Below are 21387 nucleotides of genomic sequence, written 5' to 3'. Positions count from 1 at the left end.
CGTCATCGCTTGTCCAGCTATCGCAAAACCTGGAAGGTGTTCGGGGTACTGCGCAACGGCAAGGTCAGGCCGCCGAGGCGTCTGGCCCCGCTTCGAACTGCGTGTGGTTGGCCGCGATCGACCAGGCGATGCGAGCCAACTTGTTGGCCAAGGCGCAGGCGACCACGTTCGAGTGGCGGCGACTGCGCAGGGCGCGTACCCAGTCGGCCAGGGCGCCGCGCTGATGCTCCAGTCGTTGCAGGTAAACCCTGGCGCACTGGACCAGCAGTTGCCTGAGCCTCTTGTCGCCGCGCTTGCTGATGCCCAGTAGCCTGGCTTTGCCACCGGTGCTGTACTGCCTGGGCACCAGACCGACGGACGCGGCGAAGTCCCGGCTGCATCCGTATTGCCTGCCATCGCCTATTTCGGCAGCCAATAGGCTGGCGGTGATGGGGCCGATGCATGGGATGGTCAGCAAGCGGCTGCCCAGGTCATCGCTCGCGAGCTGGCCTGCAACCTCCTTGTCCAGTTCCCTGATCTGTTTGTCGAGGTAGTCGAAGTGCGCGTGCAGGCGCTGCAGCAGCAGGCTTAACCGAACAGGCAGTGGCCGCTCGGTCAGGACACCGGGCAGGCGCCTCATGACTGCCAACCCTTTGGGCAGACTGACTCCGAACTCCAGCAGAAAACCATGCATCTGATTGGCGGTTTTGGTCCGATCCCGCACCAGGGATTCCCGCATGCGATGCAGGACCGAGAGCGTCTGCTGGGCCTCGGTCCTGGGCGTCACGAAGCGCATTGAGGAACGTGAAAAGCCGGGAGGTTGCCGAAGAACCGCATCATCTGCTGACGCGACGACTTCCTGCGAAAGACCTCTCGGCCGATCTTGTCTTGTCCGTGAAGATGGAAGCTGTGCTTGCCGAGGTCGATTCCTATCAGTGCCACGTCGCTCATGGTGATGGTCTCCAAAATGAAACACCCTGCGAAAGCATGGCCCTCGCAGGGTGTGGGGGTGACCATCTCATTAAGCCGCCGCGTACTTTGCCAGGAGCCTCAAGTGAAGTACGCCTTCATGCAAGCCCATACTCGGCAGTTTCCACTGAAGGTCATGTGCCGTGTGCTGGGCATTGCCCGCAGCGGCTACTACGCCTGGTGTTCGCGCACGCTCTCGAAGCGCCGCCAGCAACAGACCCAACTGGACCGCCTGGTAGCTCAGGCCTACCACGAGCGGAAGGGGCGCAGCGGGGCTCCGCGGTTATGCCTCGACCTGAAGGCGTCGGGCCTGCCCTGCAATCGCAAGACCGTGGCTGCTTCGATGCGACGCCAGGGACTGCGGGCCAGGGCTGCCAGGAAGTTCAAGGCCACCACGAATTCCAGGCACTCACTACCGGTGGCGGACAACCTGCTCCGGCAGGACTTCACGGCAGCGGCGCCCAACCGGAAGTGGGTGGGCGACATGACTTACCTGCGTACGGAAGAAGGCTGGTTGTATCTGGCCGTGATCATCGACCTGTACTCGCGCAGGGTGATCGGCTGGGCCATGAACGAGCGCATGACGGCCGAGCTGGCCTGCGATGCCCTGCGCATGGCCCTGTGGCGGCGCAAGCAGCCTCAAGGCGTGATCGTGCATACGGATCGAGGCAGCCAGTACTGTTCGGCGGCCTATCGGGAACTGCTTCGTGCCCATCGGCTGCGCGGCAGCATGAGCGCGAAGGGCAATTGCTACGACAACGCCTGTGCCGAAAGCTTCTTTCACAGTCTGAAGGTCGAGTGCATCCATGGGGAACGCTTCGGTACGCATGCCCAGATGCGTCAAACCGTGTTCGAATACATCGAAACCGACTACAACCGCCAGCGTCGTCACAGCACACTGGGATACATCAGTCCGGAAGCCTTCGAGGCCCGGATGCGTGCTTAAACCTGTGTCCACGAGGGCTGGGCAAGATCACCCGCCGGTAGCCACGCGGCGCTCGCCAGAGCATCGACCGCTGTCGGTAAAGAAGCTGGCCTTGGCGCTGCCGCCGGAGGTCTTTACGGAACTCACCTGGCGCCAGGGAACCAACGAACCGCTGAGCGGGCGTTTCGCTGCAGTACGGGTACGCCTGGCCGGCAGCGTTTCGGCAAAACAGCGGCTGCACCCGCAGCAGTGGCTACTGATCGAATGGCCCTCCGCGCAGGACGAGCCGACCCGCTACTGGCTGTCCACGCTCGTGGAGGACACGCCGCTGCCGGAACTGGTACGCATCGCCCATCTGCGCTGGCGTATCGAGCGCGACTACCAGGATCTCAAGCAGGACTTGGGGCTGGGGCATTACGAGGGGCGTGGTTGGCGGGGGTTCCACCACCATGCCAGCCTGAGCATCGCCGCCTATGGTTTTCTGCTCGGGCAGCGCCTGCGCCGTGAGGCCCTGTCCGGACCGGATGGCCAAGGAAAAAAAACCTCATGGCCTGCACGGTACCTGCGCTTCCCGCGGATTACCGCTCCCGCGGTCGGCCAGCGCGCGCAGCGGCATGTGGCGGAGTCGATCACGACGCTGCGTCATCAACTGGGTGTCTACCTGATGCTTGAGTATTGCCGGGACCTGTACGGAGGTCTGGGGTACCCACGGTTATGACACAGTAAGACTAAAGATATTCAGTTCTGAGTCATGACTTTCCTGTTCTTCTTTTACGTCGCTCAAATAGCGCATAGTATTAAACGACTCTGTGAGCTCATGCATAATTTCTCTTACATATGAATCAAATTTGTTATTTTGCATGACAACATTGGCAGAAGGCAAAGCAGGCAAATTTAGCTTTTTGCTAACCTCCACTAGTTCATGATTGTCTGTACTTTTTATTATTCTATGAGGCATTGGTGAAATACCAAGGCCATATTGGATAGCATTCAAATTTTCTGTAATACTATTCCCGATGAAGCTATCATACCAGTTAATGGTATTTATTTTGAAGGAGTCAATAGCAGTTTTACGCAAGCGACATGACTCTCGCAAGGTAACTAAAGGAACTAGATCCCTGTTGTATTTGATATCTGCTTTACCATACCACCCATACGCCTCTTTCCACAAAAAACAGCTATATTTTTTGTCGCAATCCTGAGTTAGGATGGCTAAATCCAAGTTCTTCTTTTCATACTCATTAAAGATAATACTTGATGCATCCACTTGAAGCTTTAGTATAAGGTCGGGATGCTTTTTTCTTATTCTTGCTATTGCCTCTACAAAATGAACATCAACTATGAAGTCGCTAACCCCAAGAGAAACCTCTCTTTTAAGCATGAAATTATCCAAGGGCATTAGTGCAGAGTCATGAGCAGCAAGTAGTGCTTTTGCGCGAGGTAAAAATAATTCCCCCTCTGCTGATAGATAAATGCGACGTGGCGTTCTATGAAAAAGTAGAAACCCAAGCATTCTTTCAAGCTTTTGAATTTTTAATGTTACACCTGCTTGAGTTAAACAAAGTGCTTCGGCGGCAAGTGTAAAGCTATTTAACTCTTCAACCTTGATAAAAGCTTCAACAGAGTTTACGTCCAAATAATGTCCCATCTATAATTCCTTTTTATTTCTGAAATAACAAGCAAAAGGTTGAATCAATTGTTTTCACTTGCTATAAGAATAACATTCTTAATTCAATTCATACATAAAAGCTTGGAATAAAGATATATCCCAAAGGAATGAGTATTGTGACGACAATCGATAAATTTCAGCCGTATAGCTTACGTAATATTCACCATGCGCCTCAATGGCAAAAACTATCAAAAGAAGAAAAGCATTCGCTTGAGGTTTTGGGTGCGGTTTTCCCCTTTAAGGTAAATCAATATATTCTTGATGAGCTTATTGATTGGGGCAATATTCCTGATGATCCAATTTTCAGACTCACTTTTCCTCATAAGGATATGCTCAGAGAGTCAGAGTTTCAGGAGCTCAGTAACGCCATATTAAATCAATTCAATGAGGCCGAAATCCAGTCCATTAGTAATAAGATAAGATTTCGCATGAATCCAAATCCTGCAGGACAAATGACACATAATGTACCAAGGATGAACGGTGTACCTATAAATGGTCTTCAGCATAAGTACAAAGAAACGGTTTTGTTTTTTCCTTCTGCTGGCCAAACCTGCCATTCTTATTGCACATTCTGCTTCCGCTGGCCGCAATTTGTCGGCATGAGTAGTCTAAGGTTTGAGGCACGTAGCTCAGAGCCTCTGGTCCAGTATTTGAAAGAGCATAAAGAAGTAACAGATGTTTTAATTACAGGGGGAGATCCTCTGGTCATGAATACTCGAATTTTATATGAGTTTATTAGGCCATTGTTGATTCCCGAGCTAGAGCATATAAAGAATATTCGTATTGGTACTAAATCAATATCCTACTGGCCGCAGCGATTTGTAACTGATAAGGACGCTGACGATCTTTTACATTTGTTTGAGGATATAATTGCCACTGGCAAAAATCTTGCTCTAATGGCTCATTATAACCACCCTTGTGAAATTAAGACAAAAATAGCTCAAATTGCAGTTAAACGCATAGTCGGTACCGGAGTTACCGTGCGAATGCAATCTCCGATAATTAAGCATATCAATGATAATCCACAGGCATGGGTTGACTTGTGGACTACCGGAGTTCAGCTAGGCGCTATTCCTTATTATATGTTTGTAGAAAGGGATACAGGGCCAAGCAACTATTTTGAAATACCGCTTGTTTCAGCATGGGAAATATTCCAAAAAGCTTATCAATCAGTTTCTGGATTAGCCCGCACCGTTCGTGGACCATCCATGAGTACCTTTCCAGGAAAAATTATGGTTGATGGCATTGTTGAAATCTGTGGAGAAAAGGTCATAGCGCTTCAGTTCCTTCAGGCTCGTGAGCCTAATTGGGTAAGACGTCCTTTTTATGCAAGGTTTGATCAAAATGCAATGTGGATTGATCATTTGAAGCCTGCATTTGGAGACTCAAAGTTTTTCTTTGAGGACTGAACTCATCAGTCACCATGGTGATGAAGCATTAATTATCTAACAGTTTCGTGAGATTTAGGAATTATAAATACTATGGAAAAGCCCACTTATGAGGTTTATGCTTTGCGTTATGCTGAGCATAAACAACGCCGCAGGAATGAAAACTTCATCGCACATGATGAGCACGATAACTCATTAATGCCATCAGATTTTTATTGTTGGCTGATCAAGTCAGATGATCTCTGTGTTCTTGTCGATACCGGTTTTTCTGCGAAAATGGCCAAGACGAGAAATCGTCATTATCATTCTAGTCCTGAAGCTTTGTTAGCGGAGCTTGATATTGATGCCGTATCAATCAAGCATATTATTGTTACACATATGCACTATGATCATATTGGTAATCTCCCCGCTTTTCCAAATGCAGTTTTATATATGCAAGAAAAAGAGATGCACTATTGCACCGGAAGGGCAATGTATCATCCTTTTATTCGTGCACCATTTGATCCAGAAAATATATCAAATGCAGTGTTACGCTTACATATAGGAAAGGTGCGATTTCTGTCTGCTGAAGAAGAACTGTTTCCAGGAATAAGCATACAGCTTGTCGGCGGGCATACTGACGGCATGCAGATAGTGAAAGTTAATACGATTCGAGGCATATTAATTTTAGCCAGCGATGCCGCTCATTTTTGGGAGCACTTACAAAAGAATACTCCATTTCCAATTGTAAAAAGTATTCCTGAAATGCTTTTTGCCCATTCGGAGTTAACTAGAATGGCAGTAGATCTTAATCATATTATTCCAGGTCATGATCCTGCTGTGAGACAAAGATTTCCACATTGGAAAAACAATGAAAACATTGTTCAATTACACTTGAATCCATTGGAGTAGAAATGAATAATTTTAATGTTGCTATAATTGGTGGCGGCCCTCGAGGCTTAAACGTTTTGGAGAGATTTATTGAAATAACAAATAAAAATAAAATGTCGTCAAGATTGAAAGTGCATTTTATTGATCCTGGGATACCAGGCGAAGGTTGTCATCCTTCCAGTCAGCCAGATCACTTGTTGGTAAACACTGTTTCATCTCAGGTGACTATATATGCCCCAGATAGTATAGCGCACAGAGACAACGGATTATCTTTTATTGATTGGGCTGTCTCAAAAAATTATCGTAAAATTGATGGCAAATATAAAAAAGGTTGTGGCGGTAATCAATTGACCGATATGGATTATTTGCCTAGAAGCATACTTGGAGAATATCTGGGTATGTTTTTCAATCATCTGCTTTCACTATTGCCAGAAAATGTGGATGTTATTGTTCACAAAGCAAATGCGATAGATATTTCCAACGAAAATCCATATAAGATTGAGCTTGATAATAACAATATACTGGATGCTGACTTTATATTTCTGACCACAGGACATGTTTACAGAAAACCTTCAAAGGTCGATCAAGGCTTTGCTGATTTTGCGAAAAATCATTGCCACAGAAATCGAAATTTGGCTTACTATCAAACACCTTATCCCATCGGTAACCTGGATTGCATTTCTAGTAATGCAACTGTGCTGATACAAGGTTTTGGTCTTACTGCTCATGACACCATTTCTGCTCTGACTATTGGGCGTGGTGGCCATTTTGAGGAGGACGGGAATAAGCTTCGCTATTGTGCTTCTGGTTCAGAGCCAGATCTCCGACTCGTCTCAAGGCAGTGTTTGCCGTTTGCTGCACGAGGTACTAATCAGAAAGGTTTGACTGGACGACATCAAAGTCAGTTCTTCACCTTAGAAGCTATTACTAAACTTAGGCAACAAGCTATTCAGAAAACAGGGGATTATCGCCTAAACTTTCAGAAAGATGTTATGCCGTTAATTCTCAAAGAAGTAATTTACGCCTGGAGGTGTGCGAAGTTTGCTAAGCGAGTGGATCCAAGGGGCTTTCAGCCCACAAAAGACGAAATAAATTCGATCAACAAAATTTTGTGGCCATTGGAGGGAAATAGTTTTTCTGATTTCTCTAACTATAGAGCCTTCTTTAAAAAAATGGTCGATGAGGATCTACTGGAAGCAGTAAAGGGCAATATGAATAGTGCTGTGAAAGCTTCAACTGATGTGTTGCGTGATACAAGAGATGTGTTGCGCAGTGTCATTGAGTTTGGTGGATTGTTACCGGAGTCTCACAAATATTTTATTGAGCACTTCAACCCTATCATCAATCGTGTTTCCTTTGGGCCGCCACTTCGTCGTGTCAAGGAGGTTCAAGCGCTGTTTGAAGCAGGTGTTCTGGATCTGGCTGGTGGACCAGGAGCAATGGTCATTACCAATGAGTCTACATCTGAATATGAGGTTATCACAAAGTTTGCGAATAAAATCTACAAGCAGAAAGCAGACATTGTTATAAGTGCACGTCTTGATGGCTATTCACCTTTAACAGATTCAAGTCGATTAACAGAAAATTTATTGAAACGTAGTCTTATCAGACCTTGGATGAACGGTGATTATCATCCTGGCGGTGTAGATATAGATAAACATATGCACCCGATTGATAGTTCTGGAAAACCACAGCCTCGGCTATGGGCTATCGGATTTCCAGTAGAGGGAGCTCATTACTACACCCATGCCTTACCTCGGCCTCATGTTGACTCCCGTCAAATAACTGAAGCTGAAAATTGCGTCGTGGATTGCTTAAAGCAAATTACTGAAATTCATAAGAGATCTCAACAATTATTGGAAACCCTGTAAGGTAAATACTAATGTCCTGGGATGAAATTGGACCAAAGGTACAAGCTGGCAAGCTTGTACCTTTTGAAAGCTACTTGAGTCAGACACGTGCTATTCGTGAAGCCCCTTCGCTTTGGAAGGACGCAAGTATAACTAATGCTTGTCTAGCAGATAGTGGGACAGCTCGTGGTGCTTTGAGTATTAAAAACTCAGAGAGAGAACAGGCTGGTGAGATAGCTTCAGGAGTATCAATGGTTTTGCAATTAATAAAACCATTGGACAGCACTACACCGCATTCTCATTCTTTCTGGCATATTTATATTGTCATTGGGGGGGAGGGTGAAGCTTATCTTTCGAACCAAGCCCCTATCAAGCTTCATCAATACGATGTTCTGCATGTTCCAGCGTTTTGCAAGCACCACTTTACCAATAACAATGAAGAAACCCCTCTAAGATTTTATGTTTTACAAAACCTGCCACAGATGGTTGCTCTAGGAGCACTGGTACGTGAAGACGAGGTAGGTACTTCATCTATTTATTCTGAAAATTCGGTTAAAACTGAGGAGGGGTAAGTGAATAAAAGCTATTCGCGCAAAATGGTTGCGAGGGTTTTTATACCTTTCGCTTTCAGCCATTTAACATCTTTTATTTTCAGAAACATCAATGCTGTTCTCGCTCCATTCCTTATTTCGGCGTTAAGCCTTTCTGCTGGTCAGTTAGGATTGCTAACCAGTGCTTATTTTCTTTCTTTCTCTTTAGCTCAACTACCAGTTGGGCTTGCGCTTGATAAATATGGCCCGAAACGAGTACAGCTATTTTTACTTAGCATTGCAGCTACAGGGTCACTTCTTTTTTATGTTGGTAAGGATTTTTCTACTCTGTTATTAGCACGTATTTTAATTGGCTTAGGGCTTTCAGCTTGCTTTATGGGGTCGATAAAAATACTCTCCTTTTATGTGCCTAGCACTAAACTTCCTTCTATCCACAGCTATCTTTTAGCCGCAGGAGGTCTTGGGGCAATGCTCTCAACCTTGCCTGTGGCTTGGATAGTTGAGTTTACCACATGGAGATCCTTGTTTTTAATAATGGCTGGGCTTATTGTCGTTGTCATGTTCACTATTACCATTTGGACTCCAGCTGACCCTGTTGAGCATCGCATGGTTAAATGGCCTACTTTATCCTCTCTTCTTGAAGTATATAAAGATAAGGATTTCCTGCGTGTAATTGCCTTATTCCTACTGCCACACACTGTTTCTTTTGGTCTTGCAGGATTGTGGCTTGGGAAATGGCTTGAAGATGTTGGTCACTTCTCAACTGAAACAGTTTCTTTGTACTTATTCATAAGTATGGGGGCTGTTATTGTTGGGGCGCTATCAGTTGGGAGTATTACTGAGTGGGCTGGAAAATATGGCCTAAAACCAATGGAGGTTGGAGGGGTCGGAATTGGGTTGTTTATATTGATTCAGACGCTATGTGCGCTTAATTGTTTGCCACTAATGCCCGTTTTATCTGTTGCATTTACTTTAATTGGCGCGATAACAGGACTCGATTATACCATTGTAGCACAACGCGTATCGCCAGCAATGACAGGCAGGACTGCAACGTGTCTGAACCTGTTAATATTGTTTGGCGCCTTTCTGATACAAACAGTATTTGGTTTTATTGTTGATTTCTGGCCGCAGAATAGCCAGGGTCAATATCCATCTATTGCATATCAAATGGCATTTTTACTGATGGTTCTTCTGCAGATACCAGGCTTCTTGTACTGGTTGATGCGAGTTATTTCTCAACGTTCTCTAAGAAATCCTTCTGTAGGTTAGCATTAAATGACAATAAATATCACGTTATTTGCCGGCAAAACATCATCAGCTTCTGCAAGAGTTAATATAGCACTAGCCATAAAAGAGCTTAAATATGAAATAAAATATTTAAACTTGGCTGCGGGAGAGCACTGTGGCGCGCTTTATAAAAAATTGAACCCGCAGTGTTTGGTTCCCACGCTAGAATTGAATGGTCTTGTTTTAAATGAGTCGCTTGCGATTATCGAATATTTAGATGAACGCTTTCCTGACCCGCCATTATTACCTAAAAACTTGGAGGATAAAGCTAAAATAAGAGCGCTGTCTCAATTATTTGCTTATGATACCCATCCGTTGCTAACACGTCGCGTTAATAAATTCTTCTATACGGAAATCCAACTTACCGAGAAAAAAATAAGGCTTTGGCAACATTATTGGCTTAAGAAAGGCTTTGATGCTGCAGAAGAAATTCTTTTACAAAATATCATTGGAGACTATTGCTTTGGCAACTCGCCATCACTAGCGGACGTTTGTCTAGTTCCGCAATGTGACTCGGCACTTCGCTTAGGCTTTGATCTTAAGCCATATTCGCGAATAATCGATATTTATGATCATTGCAAGAGCAAGCCTGCGTTCACCAAGTCACTTATACTCGATAAAGCAAATGCAGTCTGAACGAGGTGTTTATGGTTGGGCCAAATATCAATGAAATTGCTTTGCCTCTATTTTTGTTATCCGCTATCAGTATTGATGCCATGTCGTCTGACAGCCTTCAGGAGTGGCCTCATCAATGTGATAACGTGAGTGTCACCAAAGAAGACACCGAGCTAAATAGAATGCCAAGCATTAGCTTGGAAAAAGCAGATATAAATCAGCAGCTGGCTATCAAGAAAATATCTAATGGTCCACGAGGTTGTATTTTTGGCCCTTTCTCTGTGATGCTCTATAGCCCAGAGATATTAAATAGAGTTCAATCTGTTGGTGAATATATTCGTTTTTACTCAATAATACCAAAGCCACTTCGAGAGTTAGCCATTCTAGTCACTGGTCGAGAGGCTCAGTCTCCTTATGAGTGGTATATACATGAGCCAATTGCTTTACAATCTGGTGTCACAAAAGAAACAGTAGAGTTTCTAGCAAAAAAAGAGCGCCCGCCACAACTAAGCGTTGATGAAACCATCGTTTATGATTTTGTCACTGAGATTAATGCTAATAAAATAGTTTCTGATAAAACCTATAATTCATTAAAGAGCAGGTTTGGGGAGAAGGGAGTCGTTGAGTTAACAGCTTTAATCGGTTATTTTACACTCCTTGGGCAGCAGCTTAATGTTGCACGCACACCTATTCCTGAAGGTGTAAACGTACCGTTCAAGGCTCCATGGAAGTAAATTATTCTAGTGGGTCTCTTTATGGTTTTGACAATTACAGAGGAATGTATTTATTGTGCTGCCTGTTTTTCAGAGTGTCCAAGCGGTGCCATATTTGCAGGAGATTTTACATATATAATCAATTTTCAGTCATGTACTGAATGTGTAGATAAATACAGTGAGCCTCAGTGCATTTCTGTATGCCCTGCAGATGCCATAGTTTCATCTGGTATACCCTGACTGAACTTTTATAAGCTGGGCTGCATACAGGAAACTTCCTATTCTGGAATGGCTAGATGTCACCTAATTTTCAATTTTACCTGAGACACAATAATATATATTCTATGTCCTCCTCAATTTAATCAAGGGTTGTTGGCATTGAAGTACTTACTGAACATTGCTAGGAGCTATTAACATTTTGAGCCAGAGGGGCGGTGAGGATGGGCAAACCTGCAAAATCGAGGTGCCCACACCGCTCCCTCCGCAGGCTGGCCATGCCTCGCTTGATGTTCAGTGACAAACTCTGTTCGAAGCTGGAAAAAGTTCTACTTCAGCAATCTATCTATCAAAAGCCGGATCTGTGCATGACGGACGAGAGCTATGCTCTATCGGATGTGTGCTGGCTGTCCCTGGAGAGACCTGCTCAGCGCCTTCGGGGGTTGGAGCTCGTTCTACAAAAGCTTCAACGCGTGATTGTCGGCCGGCAAGTGGCTCAAGGTTTTTCCAGTCGTTGTTGAGCCAGCGAGTTCCTGTTCAACCCAGAAGGCATCAGCCAAAACAGAGCGATCCATGGGACACCTCGGCTATACGTTTCGGTGTCCCCCAATGAATCATGGGGCGACCTCTCGTTACAGCTTATATGGACCGCTCGCAGATATGGGTAATTGAAGGTTTGTGGAGCATTTACGTTGGGAAGGCGAAACCCCATCAGTGTGCACGTCCTCCTCCACCCCACGCGAAGCGGCCCCCACCGCCCCGCACCATCCCCGCCTTATCAATGCGGCGAAACAATAATCTTGACGTTGTGTTCCTTGTTGTTGACCAGTTCCTCGAAGCCGCGGCCGACGATTTCTTCCAGGCCGATGCGGCCGGTGATCAGCGGTTCGACGTCCAGGCGGCCGTCGGCGATGAAGGCGATCACGTCGGCGAATTCGCCGTTGTAGGCGAGGGCGCCGATGACCTGCTTCTCGGTGGAGACCAGTTCGAAGAAGTTGAACGAGCTGGGTTCCTCGAAGATGCCGACCAGCACGCTCTTGCCGGCGTTGCGGATGACGTCGATGGCCAGCTTGGCGGTGTGTTTGTTGCCGATGCACTCGAAGCTGACGTCGGCGCCGAGGCCGTTGGTGCGGGCGCGGATTTCCGCCAGCGCGTCGCATTCCTTGGGGTCGAGCACCAGGCTCGCGCCCACTTCCAGCGCCTTGGCCTTGCGCGCCGAGGACATTTCCAGGGCGATCACCTGGGCCGCGCCGGCCGCCTTGGCGCACATGATGGTGCACAGGCCGATGGTGCCGGCGCCGACCACCACCACGTTCCGGCCGAGCAGGTTGCCGGCCTTCTTCACCGCGTGCATGCCCACCGCCAGCGGTTCGATCAGCGCGCCGGCCTCGACGGGGAAATCGGCCGGCAGTTTGTAGAGCAGTTCGGCCGGCACGTTCACCAGTTCGGCGAAGGCGCCGTTGTTCATCAGCCCGGTGAAGGCCAGCTTTTCGCAGAGGTTGTACAGGCCGCTGCGGCAGTAGTAGCAGGTGCCGCAGTGCTGGCAGGCGTCGGCGGCGATCCGCTCGCCGGGGGCGAAGCCGCTCACGCCGGTGCCGAGCTTGACGATCTCGCCGCTGAATTCGTGGCCGAGGATGCACTGGCCCTGGATACCGGTGAGCGGGTGGGGCTTCTCGACCGGGATGAACACCGGGCCGGCGACGTATTCGTGCAGGTCCGAGCCGCAGATGCCGCACCAGTCGACGCGGATCTGCACCCAGCCGGGCGGCGGGTTGGCGGGCAGCGGCACGTTTTCCACGCGGATGTCGTGGCGGCCGTGCCAGACGGCGGCGCGCATGGTCGAGCCAGGGGATGTTGTCATTGTTGTTCTCCTTCGGGCTTGCGGGGCTGCGGCGACCGGCGCGGGCCGGCCGCCGCCGGTTTCAGTGCTTGGCGAGGAAGGCCAGGATCAGCTTGTTGACCTCGTCGGCCGCTTCCATCTGCACCATGTGCGCCTGGCCGGGCAGGATTTCCACTTGGACCGGCAGGCCCTGGGCATGGGCGGCGGGGATGATGGCGTCGTCGCTGCCCCAGATCAGCAGCGCCGGATGGCGGCCCTGTTCCAGCACGCTGCGCAGGTCGATCTGTTGGCGGCCGCCCGCGGACAGCCGTTCGACCAGTTGGCGCAGTGCCGCGTCGACGCCTTCCAGGCGCTTGTACTTGAGCATGTCCTCCAACAGTTGCCGGGTGACCAGCGCGGGGTCGGAGAACAGTTGCACCAGTTGCGGCTTGAGGGCGTTGCGGCTGCTCGCCTCGACGAAGCCGTTGAGGTAGTCGCCGTTGATCTCCGCGCCGAGGCCGGCGCTGCAGATCAGGCTCAGCGAAACCACCCGCTCGGGCGCCAGGCGCGCCAGGTTCAGCGACACCGCGCCGCCCATCGAGTGGCCGGCGAGGTGCGCGCGCGGGATGTCCAGATGGTCGAGCAGGGCCAGCACGGCCCGGCTCAACTCGTCGAGGTCGCCGCTCTTCAGCGTCTTGCCCGACTCGCCGTGGCCCGGCAGGTCGAGGGCGATCACCCGGCGGTCGGCGGCCAGCGCCTCGTGGTTGAACAGCCAGTTGTTCAGGTCGCCGCCGAAACCGTGGACCAGCAGCAGCGGGATGCCGCCCTCGCCGCGGTCGAGGAAGCGGATGACGCGGCCGTCCAGCTCGACCTTCTGCGGCGCCGGGCCGCTGGCTTCCTCGTCTTCGCCGCCGGGGACGAACTCGTCCTGGAAGCGCTGCACCACGGCGTCGATCTCCGCCTCGGAGGCCTCGCCTTCCACCACCACGGCGAGCAGGGCGCCGACCGGCAAGGTTTCGTCTTCCTTGGCGACGATGCGCCGCAACACGCCGGAGAAGGGCGCCTCGACGCTGCTTGAAATCTTGTCGGTTTCCACGTCGAGCACGTCGTCGCCCTTGGCGATGCTGGCGCCTTCTTCCTTGAGCCAGGCGTTGACCTTGCCCTCGGTCATCGAGAGACCCCACTTCGGCATGGTCAGGGTATGGATCTGGCTCATGCAACCTTCCTCTTGTCGACGATCTTCAGGACAGCGGCTTCGATCTTCGCCGCGTTGGGGATGTACAGGTCTTCCAGGGAGTCGGTGAAGGGCACCGGGGTGTGCGGCGCGGTGACCATCTCGATGGGGGCCTTGAGGGCGGCGAAGGCCTTCTGCGCGACCAGCGCGGAGATGTCGGTGGCCATCGAGCAGCGCGGGTTGGCTTCGTCGATCACCACCAGGCGGCCGGTCTTCTCCACGCTTTCGAGGATGCTGTCCTCGTCCAGCGGGCTGGTGGTGCGCAGGTCGAGCACCTCGCAGCCGATGCCCTGGCGCGCCAGGCTGGCGGCGGCGTCCATGGCCAGGTGGACCATGCGGCCGTAGGTGACCAGAGTCACGTCGTCGCCCTCGCGCAGGAAGTTGGCCTCGCCGAAGGGCACGGTGTACAGCTCTTCGGGCACCTCTCCCTGCATGCCGTAGAGCATCTTGTGCTCGAGGAAGATCACCGGGTCGTTGTCGCGGATCGCCTGGATCAGCAGACCCTTGGCGTCGTAGGGCGAGGAGGGGCAGACCACCTTGAGGCCGGGGATGTGGGTCCACAGCGAGGTGAGCATCTGCGAGTGCTGGGCGGCGGCGCGCAGGCCGGCGCCGTACATGGCGCGCAGCACCAGCGGGGTGACCGCCTTGCCGCCGAACATGTAGCGGAATTTCGCCGCCTGGTTGAGGATCTGGTCCAGGCAGCAGCCGGCGAAGTCGACGAACATCAGTTCGCACACCGGGCGCAGGCCGCGGGTGGCGGCGCCGACCGCCGCGCCGACGTAGCCGATCTCCGACAGCGGGGCGTCGAGCACCCGGCCGGGGAACTGATGGTAGAGCCCCTTGGTGACGCCGAGCACGCCGCCCCAGGCGTCCTGCTCGCCCGGCGCGCCGGCGCCGCCGGCGATGTCCTGGCCGATCAGGAAGACGCTTTCGTCGCGGCGCATTTCCTGGGCCATGGCTTCGTTGATGGCCTGCTGGTAGCTGATTTTTCTCGCCATGATTGTTCTCCTTATGGAATGGGGGCTCAGGGGTAGGACACGTAGACGTCGGCCAGCAGATCGGCCGCCGGCGGCTTGGGATCGCTCTTGGCCTTGATCACGCTGTCCTCGATCTGCCGTTCCACTTCGCCGTCGATGTCGTCGAGTTGCGAGGCGTCGAGCAGGCCGGCGGCGATGGTGCGTTCGCGGAACTGCTTCAGGCAGTCGCGCACCTCGCGCATTTCCTTGAGCTCGCCCATGTCGCGGTAGGTCTGCGCGTCGCCCTCGAAGTGGCCGTAGTAGCGGGTCAGCTTCACCTCGATCAGCGACGGGCCTTCGCCGGCGCGGGCGCGGGCCACGGCGGCGCCGGCGGCCTCGTGGACGGCGAAGAAGTCGAAGCCGTCCACCGTCACGCCGGGCATGCCGAAGCCGGCGGCGCGGTCGGCGATGTGGTCGCAGGCCACCGACCAGTTGGAGGCGGTGGCCTCGGCGTAGCCGTTGTTCTCGGCGACGAAGATGCACGGCAGGTTCATGATCGCGGCGAGGTTCATCGCCTCGAACACCGCGCCCTCGTTGGAGGCGCCATCGCCGAAGAAGGCCACGGCCACCGCGTCGCTGCCTTTGAGCTTGGCGGCCAGCGCGGCGCCGGCGACCAGCGGCGCGCCGGCGCCGACGATGCCGTTGGCGCCGAGCATGCCCTTGGACAGGTCGGCGATGTGCATGGAGCCGCCCTTGCCCTGGCAGACGCCGGTCTTCTTGCCGTAGATCTCGGCCATCATCCCATGCACGTCCACGCCCTTGGCGATGCAGTGGCCGTGGCCGCGGTGGTTGGAGGAGATGCAGTCGTCGTCGCGCAGGTGGGCCATGACCCCGGCGGCGGAGGCTTCCTCGCCGGCGTAGAGGTGGACGAAGCCGGGGATCTCGCCGGTGGCGAATTCGATGTGCAGGCGCTCCTCGAAGACGCGGATGGTGCGCATCACCCGGTAGGCGTGCAGCAACTGCTCGGCTGACAAGTGGGTGGTCATTGTTGTTCTCCTGGGTTGTTTCGACACGAAAGGTTCACGGGGTGTTGCGGGTGTTCGCGGCCGATGGACAGCAGACGGTGGCGCGCCGCATAGGCAAGTGTGGCTTCCACGTCGATGCTCAGCGGGCCGTGGGAATCGAGGGTGACGGTCGGTTGGTCGCCGGCGGCGAACTCGATCTCGCGCTCGCCGTCCAGCGCCAGGGTGCCGCCGCTCAGGCCGGGCGAATGGGCCACGCCCGGCTCCAGGGTGCCGGCGGCGACTACCCCGCAGCCCTGCAGCAGGCCGGGGGCGAGCGGCGCCAGCAGGGCTTCGCGGGCCTCCGGGTGCAGGCGCATCCAGGCGCCCTCGGGAGCCTGCCGGGAAACCGGGCACCAGAGCCCGCAGAGCGCCGACAGGCCGATGGCGTGGGGTTCGGCGAAGGTCACGAAGACTTCGGCCAGGTCCTCGGCGCGGCTGATCGCCCGGCCGCCGACGAAGCGCAGCGGCGACACCGCCACGTCCACCAGCGCCCATTCGCAGAGGCCGCGGCGCGCCTCGCGGACCAGCAGGCGCTTGTTGCGGCGCAGGGCGATCTCCGGCGGAATCCGCCCGCTGGCGAAGAGTCCGCCGGCGAGCCCGGCGCCGGTCGCCTCGCGCAGCTCGGGAAAGGCGTTGTTGGTACCGGTGGACAGGGTCAGCAGGGGAATGTCGCCGACCTCGGCGGCCACCGCCTTGTGGGTGCCGTCGCCGCCGAGCACGGCGACCAGCGCGACGCCGCGCTCGGCCATCAGGCGCGCTGCCTGGCGGGTGTCCTCGACGGTCTGGCGCAGGCGGATATCGAGGATCTCCAGTTCCGGCCAGCGGTTGTCCTGGGCGTGGCGGCCGCGGCTGGCCTTGAGCACCGCGGCGGCGATGCCGGTCATGTCGGTCGGCAGCAGCACGCGACGGACGCCGGTGGCGCCGAAGGCGCCGAGCAGGCGCTGCACCACCGAGGCCTTGTCGGTGCTGGAGAACAGCCCGGCGTTGGCGGTCAGGCGGCGCAGGTCGCGGCCGGAGGCCGGGTTGGGGATGATCCCCACGGTCAGCGGAGGACGGCTCATGGCTAGACTCCGCGGGCTCAGAGCGAGAAGCCGCCGTCGACGGCGATGGCCTGGCCGGTGACGTGCGGGGCGCAGGCCAGGTAGACGGCGAGCTGGCCCATGTCTTCGGCGGTCTGTGCTTCGCCCTGCGGCAGCAGGCCGGCCTGGTGGCGTTCCCAGGACTGCGCCTCGCTCTCGCCGGGCTGCCGCCAGCGGTTGGCCAGGCCCTGCTCGCCGCGCCACATGCCGGTGCCGACGATGCCGGGGCAGAGCGCGTTGACGGTGATGCCCTCGCGGGCGACCTCCTTGGCCAGGGCGTTGCTGAAGCCGACCACCGCGAACTTCGAGGCGCAGTAGTGGGCGAGGTCGGGGAGGCCGACCTTGCCGGCGATCGAGGCGACGTTGACGATCCGTCCCCAGCGCTGTGCGCGCATCGGTTCCAGTTCGGCCTGGCAGCAGAGGAACACGCCGCGGGCATTGACGTTCAGCACCCGGTCCCATTCCTCGACGGTCATTTCGCTGACCTTGTGGATGCCGATCACCCCGGCGTTGTTGATCGCCACGTCGAGGCGGCCGAAGCCTTCGACGATCCGGGCGACCATGGCCCGCACGCTGTCCTGGCGGGCGACGTCGACCTCCAGCGCCAGACTGCGCCGGCCGAGGGCGCGGACCTGGGCGGCGGTTTCCTCGGCGCCGGCGAGATCGGCCACCGCCACGTCGGCGCCGGCGCGGGCCAGGCTCAGGGCGATGCCCTGGCCGAGGCCGCGGCCGGCCCCGGTGACCAGGGCGACTTTGCCGGACAGGGAGAATTCGGGAAGGAACGATTCGGACATGGGGCACCTGTGCTTGTTGTTATGGGCCGGGGCTGGGGCCGCCGGCCGCTTCTGCCAGGGGACAGAGCAAGGGCGGTGCCAAAGTGCCAAAGATTGGCTGCAAGCCGCGTTTCAGAGCGGTTTTGCCAGGCGACCGAGGGGCCTGGCGAAGGTCCGGGCGAGACGCCCGGTGTCAGCGCGACGGCGAGACGCTGAGACGTTCCGTCTCAGCGGCGCACTTCTCCGTCCCGCCGCTTGTCGCGGGAAGGGGAAGGGTGCTTAATGGGGAAACAACAACAAGACCCGAGAGACGGAGACGGTATGCTTTCCGCACACTCGAAAGCCCACGTGGACTGTGTCAGCCGCGTGTTGAAACATGCCAACGGCCTGCCCCAGGCGCCGGTTCCCGCACCCATACTCGATTCCTGGCGCCGCTCGCTGGAGCAGCACCGGCTCGATCCCGGCTCCCTGCAGGGGCCGCGCATCCTCGACCAGACCCTGCTCAAGGAATGCCGCGAACGTTCTGAACTGTTCCTGCGCATCGCCAGCGAAGAGGTCGATCGCCTGCACGGCCAGGTGCGCGACGCCGACTACTGCGTGCTGCTCGCCGACGCCCAGGGGCGGACCATCGACTACCGGGTCGATTCGTCGATCCGCAGCGACTGCCGCAAGGCCGGCCTCGACCTCGGCACCTGGTGGTCGGAGGGCGAGGAGGGCACCTGCGGGGTGGCCACCGTACTGGCCAGCCGGATGCCGCTGACGGTGCATAAGCGCGACCATTTCCGCGCCGCCTTCATCGGCCTGACCTGCTCGGCGGCGCCGGTCTTCGATCCGCAGGGCGGACTGCTCGGCGTGCTCGACGCCTCGGCGGTGCAGTCGCCCGACGACCGCCGCAGCCAGACCCTGGTCCGCCAACTGGTGGCGCAGAGCGCCCGGCAGATCGAGAACGCCTTCTTCATGCACAGCGCTCGCGGCCACTGGATACTGCGTGCCCACGCGGTGCCGGGCTACGTCGACAGCCAGCCCGACTACCTGTTCGCCTGGGACGCCGACGGCCGCCTGCTGGCGCTCAACCCGGCGGCGCGGCGCTGCCTGCTGCAGCGTTTCGGCGAGCTGCCGGCGCACATCGGCGAGGTGTTCGACCCGGACGCCCTGCGCGCCGCCGAGGACGGCGCCGCCTGCCGGCTGCACGGACGCGGCGGCGACCTCGCCCTGCACGTGCGCCTGAGCGTGCCGCAGCGTCCGAGCCGGGTGGCGTTGCGCGGCGCGCCGCGCGCCGCCGAACTCGATCCGCGCATCGCCGAGAATCTGCGCCTGGCGGTGCGGGTCAAGGACCGCAACCTGCCGGTGCTGATCCAGGGCGAGACCGGCGCCGGCAAGGAGGTCTTCGCCCGCCAGGTGCACGAGGCCAGCGCGCGCCGCGACAAGCCCTTCGTCACCCTGAACTGCGCGGCGATCCCCGAGAGCCTGATCGAGAGCGAGCTGTTCGGCTACGCCGCCGGCGCCTTTACCGGCGCCTCCAGCAAGGGCATGCGCGGCCTCTTGCAGCAGGCCGACGGCGGCACCCTGTTCCTCGACGAGATCGGCGACATGCCGCTGACCCTGCAGACCCGCCTGCTGCGGGTGCTCGCCGAGGGCGAGGTGGCGCCTTTGGGCGCGGCGCGGCGGCAGGCGGTGGACATCCAGGTGATCTGCGCCACCCACCGCGACCTGGCGACGATGGTGGCGGACGGCAGCTTCCGCGAGGACCTGTACTTCCGCATCGGCGGCGCGCGTTTCGAGCTGCCGCCGCTGCGCAGCCGCAGCGACCGCCTGGCGCTGATCAACCGCGTGCTGGAAGAGGAAGCGGCGTCCTGCGGCGAGCCCATCGGCCTGAGCGCCGCGGCGCTGGAGTGCCTGCTCGGCTACCGCTGGCCGGGCAACGTGCGCCAGCTCCGCCATGCCCTGCGCTACGCCTGCGCGGTGTGCGCCGGCGGGGTGGTCCGGCCCGACGACCTGCCGGCCGAGCTGCGTGGCGGGCGCCTGGCCACCGGCGAGGACGCCGGCGCGCTGGCCTCCGACCCGGAACGCCAGGCGCTGCTCGATGCGCTGGTCCGCCACCGCTGGAAACCGGGACCGGCGGCCGAATCCCTCGGCATCTCCCGCGCCACCCTGTACCGCCGGGTGAACCAGCACGGCATCGAGATGCCGGGGAAAAGGCGCGGCTGAGGGCGGCTCCGGCCGCCCGGGGCCTTTTCTTCTTTAATGGAAAGAAGAGCCGTGGCTGCCAAGGCCGCTCGTTCGCCTGTCGGACGCCAGGCGTTCCTTGCCGGCCATTCCGAACGGATCGCTGCATGTCCCGTCGAAATAGTCGGAACGGGATGAACCTGACCCCCACCACGCACTTGCAAGGAGTCTGTCATGTGGACCAAACCCGCCTTCACTGACCTGCGCATCGGTTTCGAAGTGACCCTGTATTTCGCCAACCGTTGAACGAGTGGCCCCGGCGTGCCGGGGCCTTTCCCAGACGGAACTGCCATGCACATCCGAATTCTCGGCTCGGCCGCCGGCGGCGGCTTTCCCCAGTGGAACTGCAACTGCCGCAACTGCCACGGCCTGCGCCAGGGCACCCTGCGCGCCACGCCGCGCAGCCAGTCGTCCATCGCCCTGTCCGACGACGGGGCGAACTGGATTCTCTGCAACGCCTCGCCGGACATCCGCGCGCAGATCGAGGCCTTCCCGGCCCTGCAGCCGGCCCGCGCGGTGCGCGACACGGCGATCCGCGCGCTGATCCTGCTGGACAGCCAGATCGACCACTGCACCGGCCTGCTCGGCCTGCGCGAGGGCTGCCCGCACGAGGTCTGGTGCACGGAGATGGTCCACCAGGACCTGACCACGGGTTTCCCGCTGTTCGCCATGCTCGAACACTGGAACGGCGGCCTGCACTGGAAGCCCATCGTGCTGGAGCGGTCGTTCGCGGTCGACGCCTGCCCGGCCCTGCGCTTCACCCCGATTCCGCTGCGCAGCGCCGCGCCGCCCTATTCGCCGCACCGCCACGATCCGCATCCGGGCGACAACCTCGGCCTGCTGGTCGAGGACAGCCGCACCGGCGGCACGCTGTTCTACGCCCCCGGCCTCGGCCGGGTGGATGCGCCGCTGCGCGAGCGGATGCGCCGCGCCGACTGCCTGCTGGTCGACGGCACCCTGTGGCGCGACGACGAGATGATCCACGCCGGCTGCGGCAGCAAGCTCGGCAGCGAGATGGGCCACCTGCCGCAGAGCGGCGCGGGCGGCATGCTCGAAGTGCTCGACGGCCTGGACGGGCGCAAGGTGCTCATCCATATCAACAACACCAACCCGATCCTCGACGAGGACTCGCCCGAGCGCGCCCAACTGGTCGCGCGCGGGATCGAGGTCGCCAGGGACGGGATGGACATCGACCTGTAGAGCG

The 21387-nt window shown here is 56.5% G+C and carries 18 protein-coding genes and 4 pseudogenes; 14 read left to right on the top strand and 8 right to left on the bottom strand.

The features are described from left to right. Window positions 1–64: 64 nt before the first annotated feature. Window positions 65–930: pseudogene (locus AVCA_RS19035) on the bottom strand (IS110 family RNA-guided transposase). Window positions 931–1006: 76 nt separating this feature from the next. Here AVCA_RS19035 and AVCA_RS19025 point away from each other — a divergent pair. Both AVCA_RS19025 and AVCA_RS19020 read left to right on the top strand, forming a co-directional pair. Beyond that, window positions 1007–1894: pseudogene (locus AVCA_RS19025) on the top strand (IS3-like element ISAzvi9 family transposase); the annotation flags it as partial. 25 nt (window positions 1895–1919) lie between these two features. Beyond that, a pseudogene (locus AVCA_RS19020) lies at window positions 1920–2545 on the top strand (IS701-like element ISAzvi8 family transposase); the annotation flags it as partial. 40 nt (window positions 2546–2585) lie between these two features. Here AVCA_RS19020 and AVCA_RS24050 read toward each other — a convergent pair. After that, on the bottom strand, window positions 2586–3521 hold the full coding sequence (locus tag AVCA_RS24050; protein ID WP_012702684.1) for a LysR family transcriptional regulator: 936 nt from the start codon (window positions 3519–3521) through the stop codon (window positions 2586–2588). Window positions 3522–3649: 128 nt separating this feature from the next. Between AVCA_RS24050 and AVCA_RS19015 the strand changes: the two genes are divergently transcribed. From AVCA_RS19015 to AVCA_RS26185, 9 genes and pseudogenes are all read left to right on the top strand, one after another. Beyond that, on the top strand, window positions 3650–4951 hold the full coding sequence (locus AVCA_RS19015) for a KamA family radical SAM protein (RefSeq protein WP_012702683.1): 1302 nt from the start codon (window positions 3650–3652) through the stop codon (window positions 4949–4951). Window positions 4952–5023: 72 nt separating this feature from the next. Then, entirely contained in the window at window positions 5024–5821 is a 798-nt protein-coding gene (locus AVCA_RS24045; protein WP_012702682.1) for an N-acyl homoserine lactonase family protein, read from the top strand. 2 nt (window positions 5822–5823) lie between these two features. Further along, window positions 5824–7671 (top strand): FAD/NAD(P)-binding protein, encoded by a 1848-nt coding sequence (locus AVCA_RS19010; RefSeq protein ID WP_012702681.1) that lies wholly within the window; start codon window positions 5824–5826, stop codon window positions 7669–7671. A gap of 11 nt (window positions 7672–7682) precedes the next feature. After that, complete coding sequence (locus AVCA_RS25460; RefSeq protein WP_081434908.1) at window positions 7683–8222, top strand: cupin domain-containing protein; 540 nt, start codon at window positions 7683–7685, stop codon at window positions 8220–8222. Then, window positions 8223–9470 (top strand): MFS transporter, encoded by a 1248-nt coding sequence (locus AVCA_RS19005; protein ID WP_012702680.1) that lies wholly within the window; start codon window positions 8223–8225, stop codon window positions 9468–9470. A 6-nt stretch (window positions 9471–9476) separates the two neighbouring features. Continuing rightward, entirely contained in the window at window positions 9477–10124 is a 648-nt protein-coding gene (gene maiA, locus AVCA_RS25455) for a maleylacetoacetate isomerase (RefSeq protein ID WP_081434907.1), read from the top strand. Between the two features lie 11 nt (window positions 10125–10135). Then, the gene (locus AVCA_RS26910; protein WP_236616271.1) at window positions 10136–10837 is read left to right on the top strand and encodes a carboxymuconolactone decarboxylase family protein; all 702 of its coding nucleotides are present in this window, start codon (window positions 10136–10138) and stop codon (window positions 10835–10837) included. 21 nt (window positions 10838–10858) lie between these two features. After that, window positions 10859–11056, top strand: coding sequence for a 4Fe-4S binding protein (locus tag AVCA_RS24035; RefSeq protein WP_050764398.1), 198 nt, complete (start codon window positions 10859–10861; stop codon window positions 11054–11056). 254 nt (window positions 11057–11310) lie between these two features. Continuing rightward, window positions 11311–11506 (top strand): annotated as a pseudogene (locus AVCA_RS26185) (transposase); the annotation flags it as partial. Window positions 11507–11810: 304 nt separating this feature from the next. Here AVCA_RS26185 and AVCA_RS19000 read toward each other — a convergent pair. The 6 genes from AVCA_RS19000 to AVCA_RS18975 all read right to left on the bottom strand — a co-directional run bounded on the left by AVCA_RS19000 (window position 11811) and on the right by AVCA_RS18975 (window position 17978). Further along, window positions 11811–12869 carry a 2,3-butanediol dehydrogenase gene (locus AVCA_RS19000; RefSeq protein WP_236616402.1) on the bottom strand — a complete coding sequence of 353 codons (1059 nt, stop codon included), beginning with the start codon at window positions 12867–12869 and terminating at the stop codon, window positions 11811–11813. A gap of 85 nt (window positions 12870–12954) precedes the next feature. Then, window positions 12955–14067, bottom strand: a complete 1113-nt coding sequence (locus tag AVCA_RS18995) for an acetoin dehydrogenase dihydrolipoyllysine-residue acetyltransferase subunit (RefSeq protein WP_012702677.1) — start codon at window positions 14065–14067, stop codon at window positions 12955–12957. Beyond that, complete coding sequence (locus AVCA_RS18990; protein WP_012702676.1) at window positions 14064–15083, bottom strand: alpha-ketoacid dehydrogenase subunit beta; 1020 nt, start codon at window positions 15081–15083, stop codon at window positions 14064–14066. The genes AVCA_RS18995 and AVCA_RS18990 overlap by 4 nt, the downstream gene beginning before the upstream one ends. A 26-nt stretch (window positions 15084–15109) precedes the next feature. Next, window positions 15110–16087, bottom strand: a complete 978-nt coding sequence (locus AVCA_RS18985; RefSeq protein WP_012702675.1) for a thiamine pyrophosphate-dependent dehydrogenase E1 component subunit alpha — start codon at window positions 16085–16087, stop codon at window positions 15110–15112. Further along, window positions 16084–17166, bottom strand: a complete 1083-nt coding sequence (locus AVCA_RS18980) for an ATP-NAD kinase family protein (protein WP_012702674.1) — start codon at window positions 17164–17166, stop codon at window positions 16084–16086. The genes AVCA_RS18985 and AVCA_RS18980 overlap by 4 nt, the downstream gene beginning before the upstream one ends. Before the next feature lie 17 nt (window positions 17167–17183). Further along, window positions 17184–17978, bottom strand: a complete 795-nt coding sequence (locus AVCA_RS18975; protein ID WP_012702673.1) for an SDR family NAD(P)-dependent oxidoreductase — start codon at window positions 17976–17978, stop codon at window positions 17184–17186. A 300-nt stretch (window positions 17979–18278) separates the two neighbouring features. On the opposite strand from AVCA_RS18975, the gene AVCA_RS18970 reads away from it, so the two are divergent. The 3 genes from AVCA_RS18970 to pqqB all read left to right on the top strand — a co-directional run bounded on the left by AVCA_RS18970 (window position 18279) and on the right by pqqB (window position 21383). Further along, entirely contained in the window at window positions 18279–20165 is a 1887-nt protein-coding gene (locus AVCA_RS18970) for a sigma-54-dependent Fis family transcriptional regulator (protein ID WP_050764397.1), read from the top strand. A 192-nt stretch (window positions 20166–20357) separates the two neighbouring features. Further along, complete coding sequence (gene pqqA / locus AVCA_RS25445; RefSeq protein ID WP_072432761.1) at window positions 20358–20429, top strand: pyrroloquinoline quinone precursor peptide PqqA; 72 nt, start codon at window positions 20358–20360, stop codon at window positions 20427–20429. A gap of 45 nt (window positions 20430–20474) precedes the next feature. Continuing rightward, window positions 20475–21383: a pyrroloquinoline quinone biosynthesis protein PqqB gene (gene pqqB, locus AVCA_RS18965; protein WP_012702669.1), complete on the top strand. Its 909-nt coding sequence runs from the start codon at window positions 20475–20477 to the stop codon at window positions 21381–21383. The last annotated feature ends 4 nt before the right edge of the window (window positions 21384–21387 follow it).

Source organism: Azotobacter vinelandii CA (genome assembly GCF_000380335.1).
In the GTDB taxonomy this organism is placed as follows: Bacteria; Pseudomonadota; Gammaproteobacteria; order Pseudomonadales; family Pseudomonadaceae; genus Azotobacter; species Azotobacter vinelandii.
The sequence above is the reverse complement of the archived record's forward strand: the minus strand, read 5'-3'. Positions and strand labels throughout refer to the sequence as shown.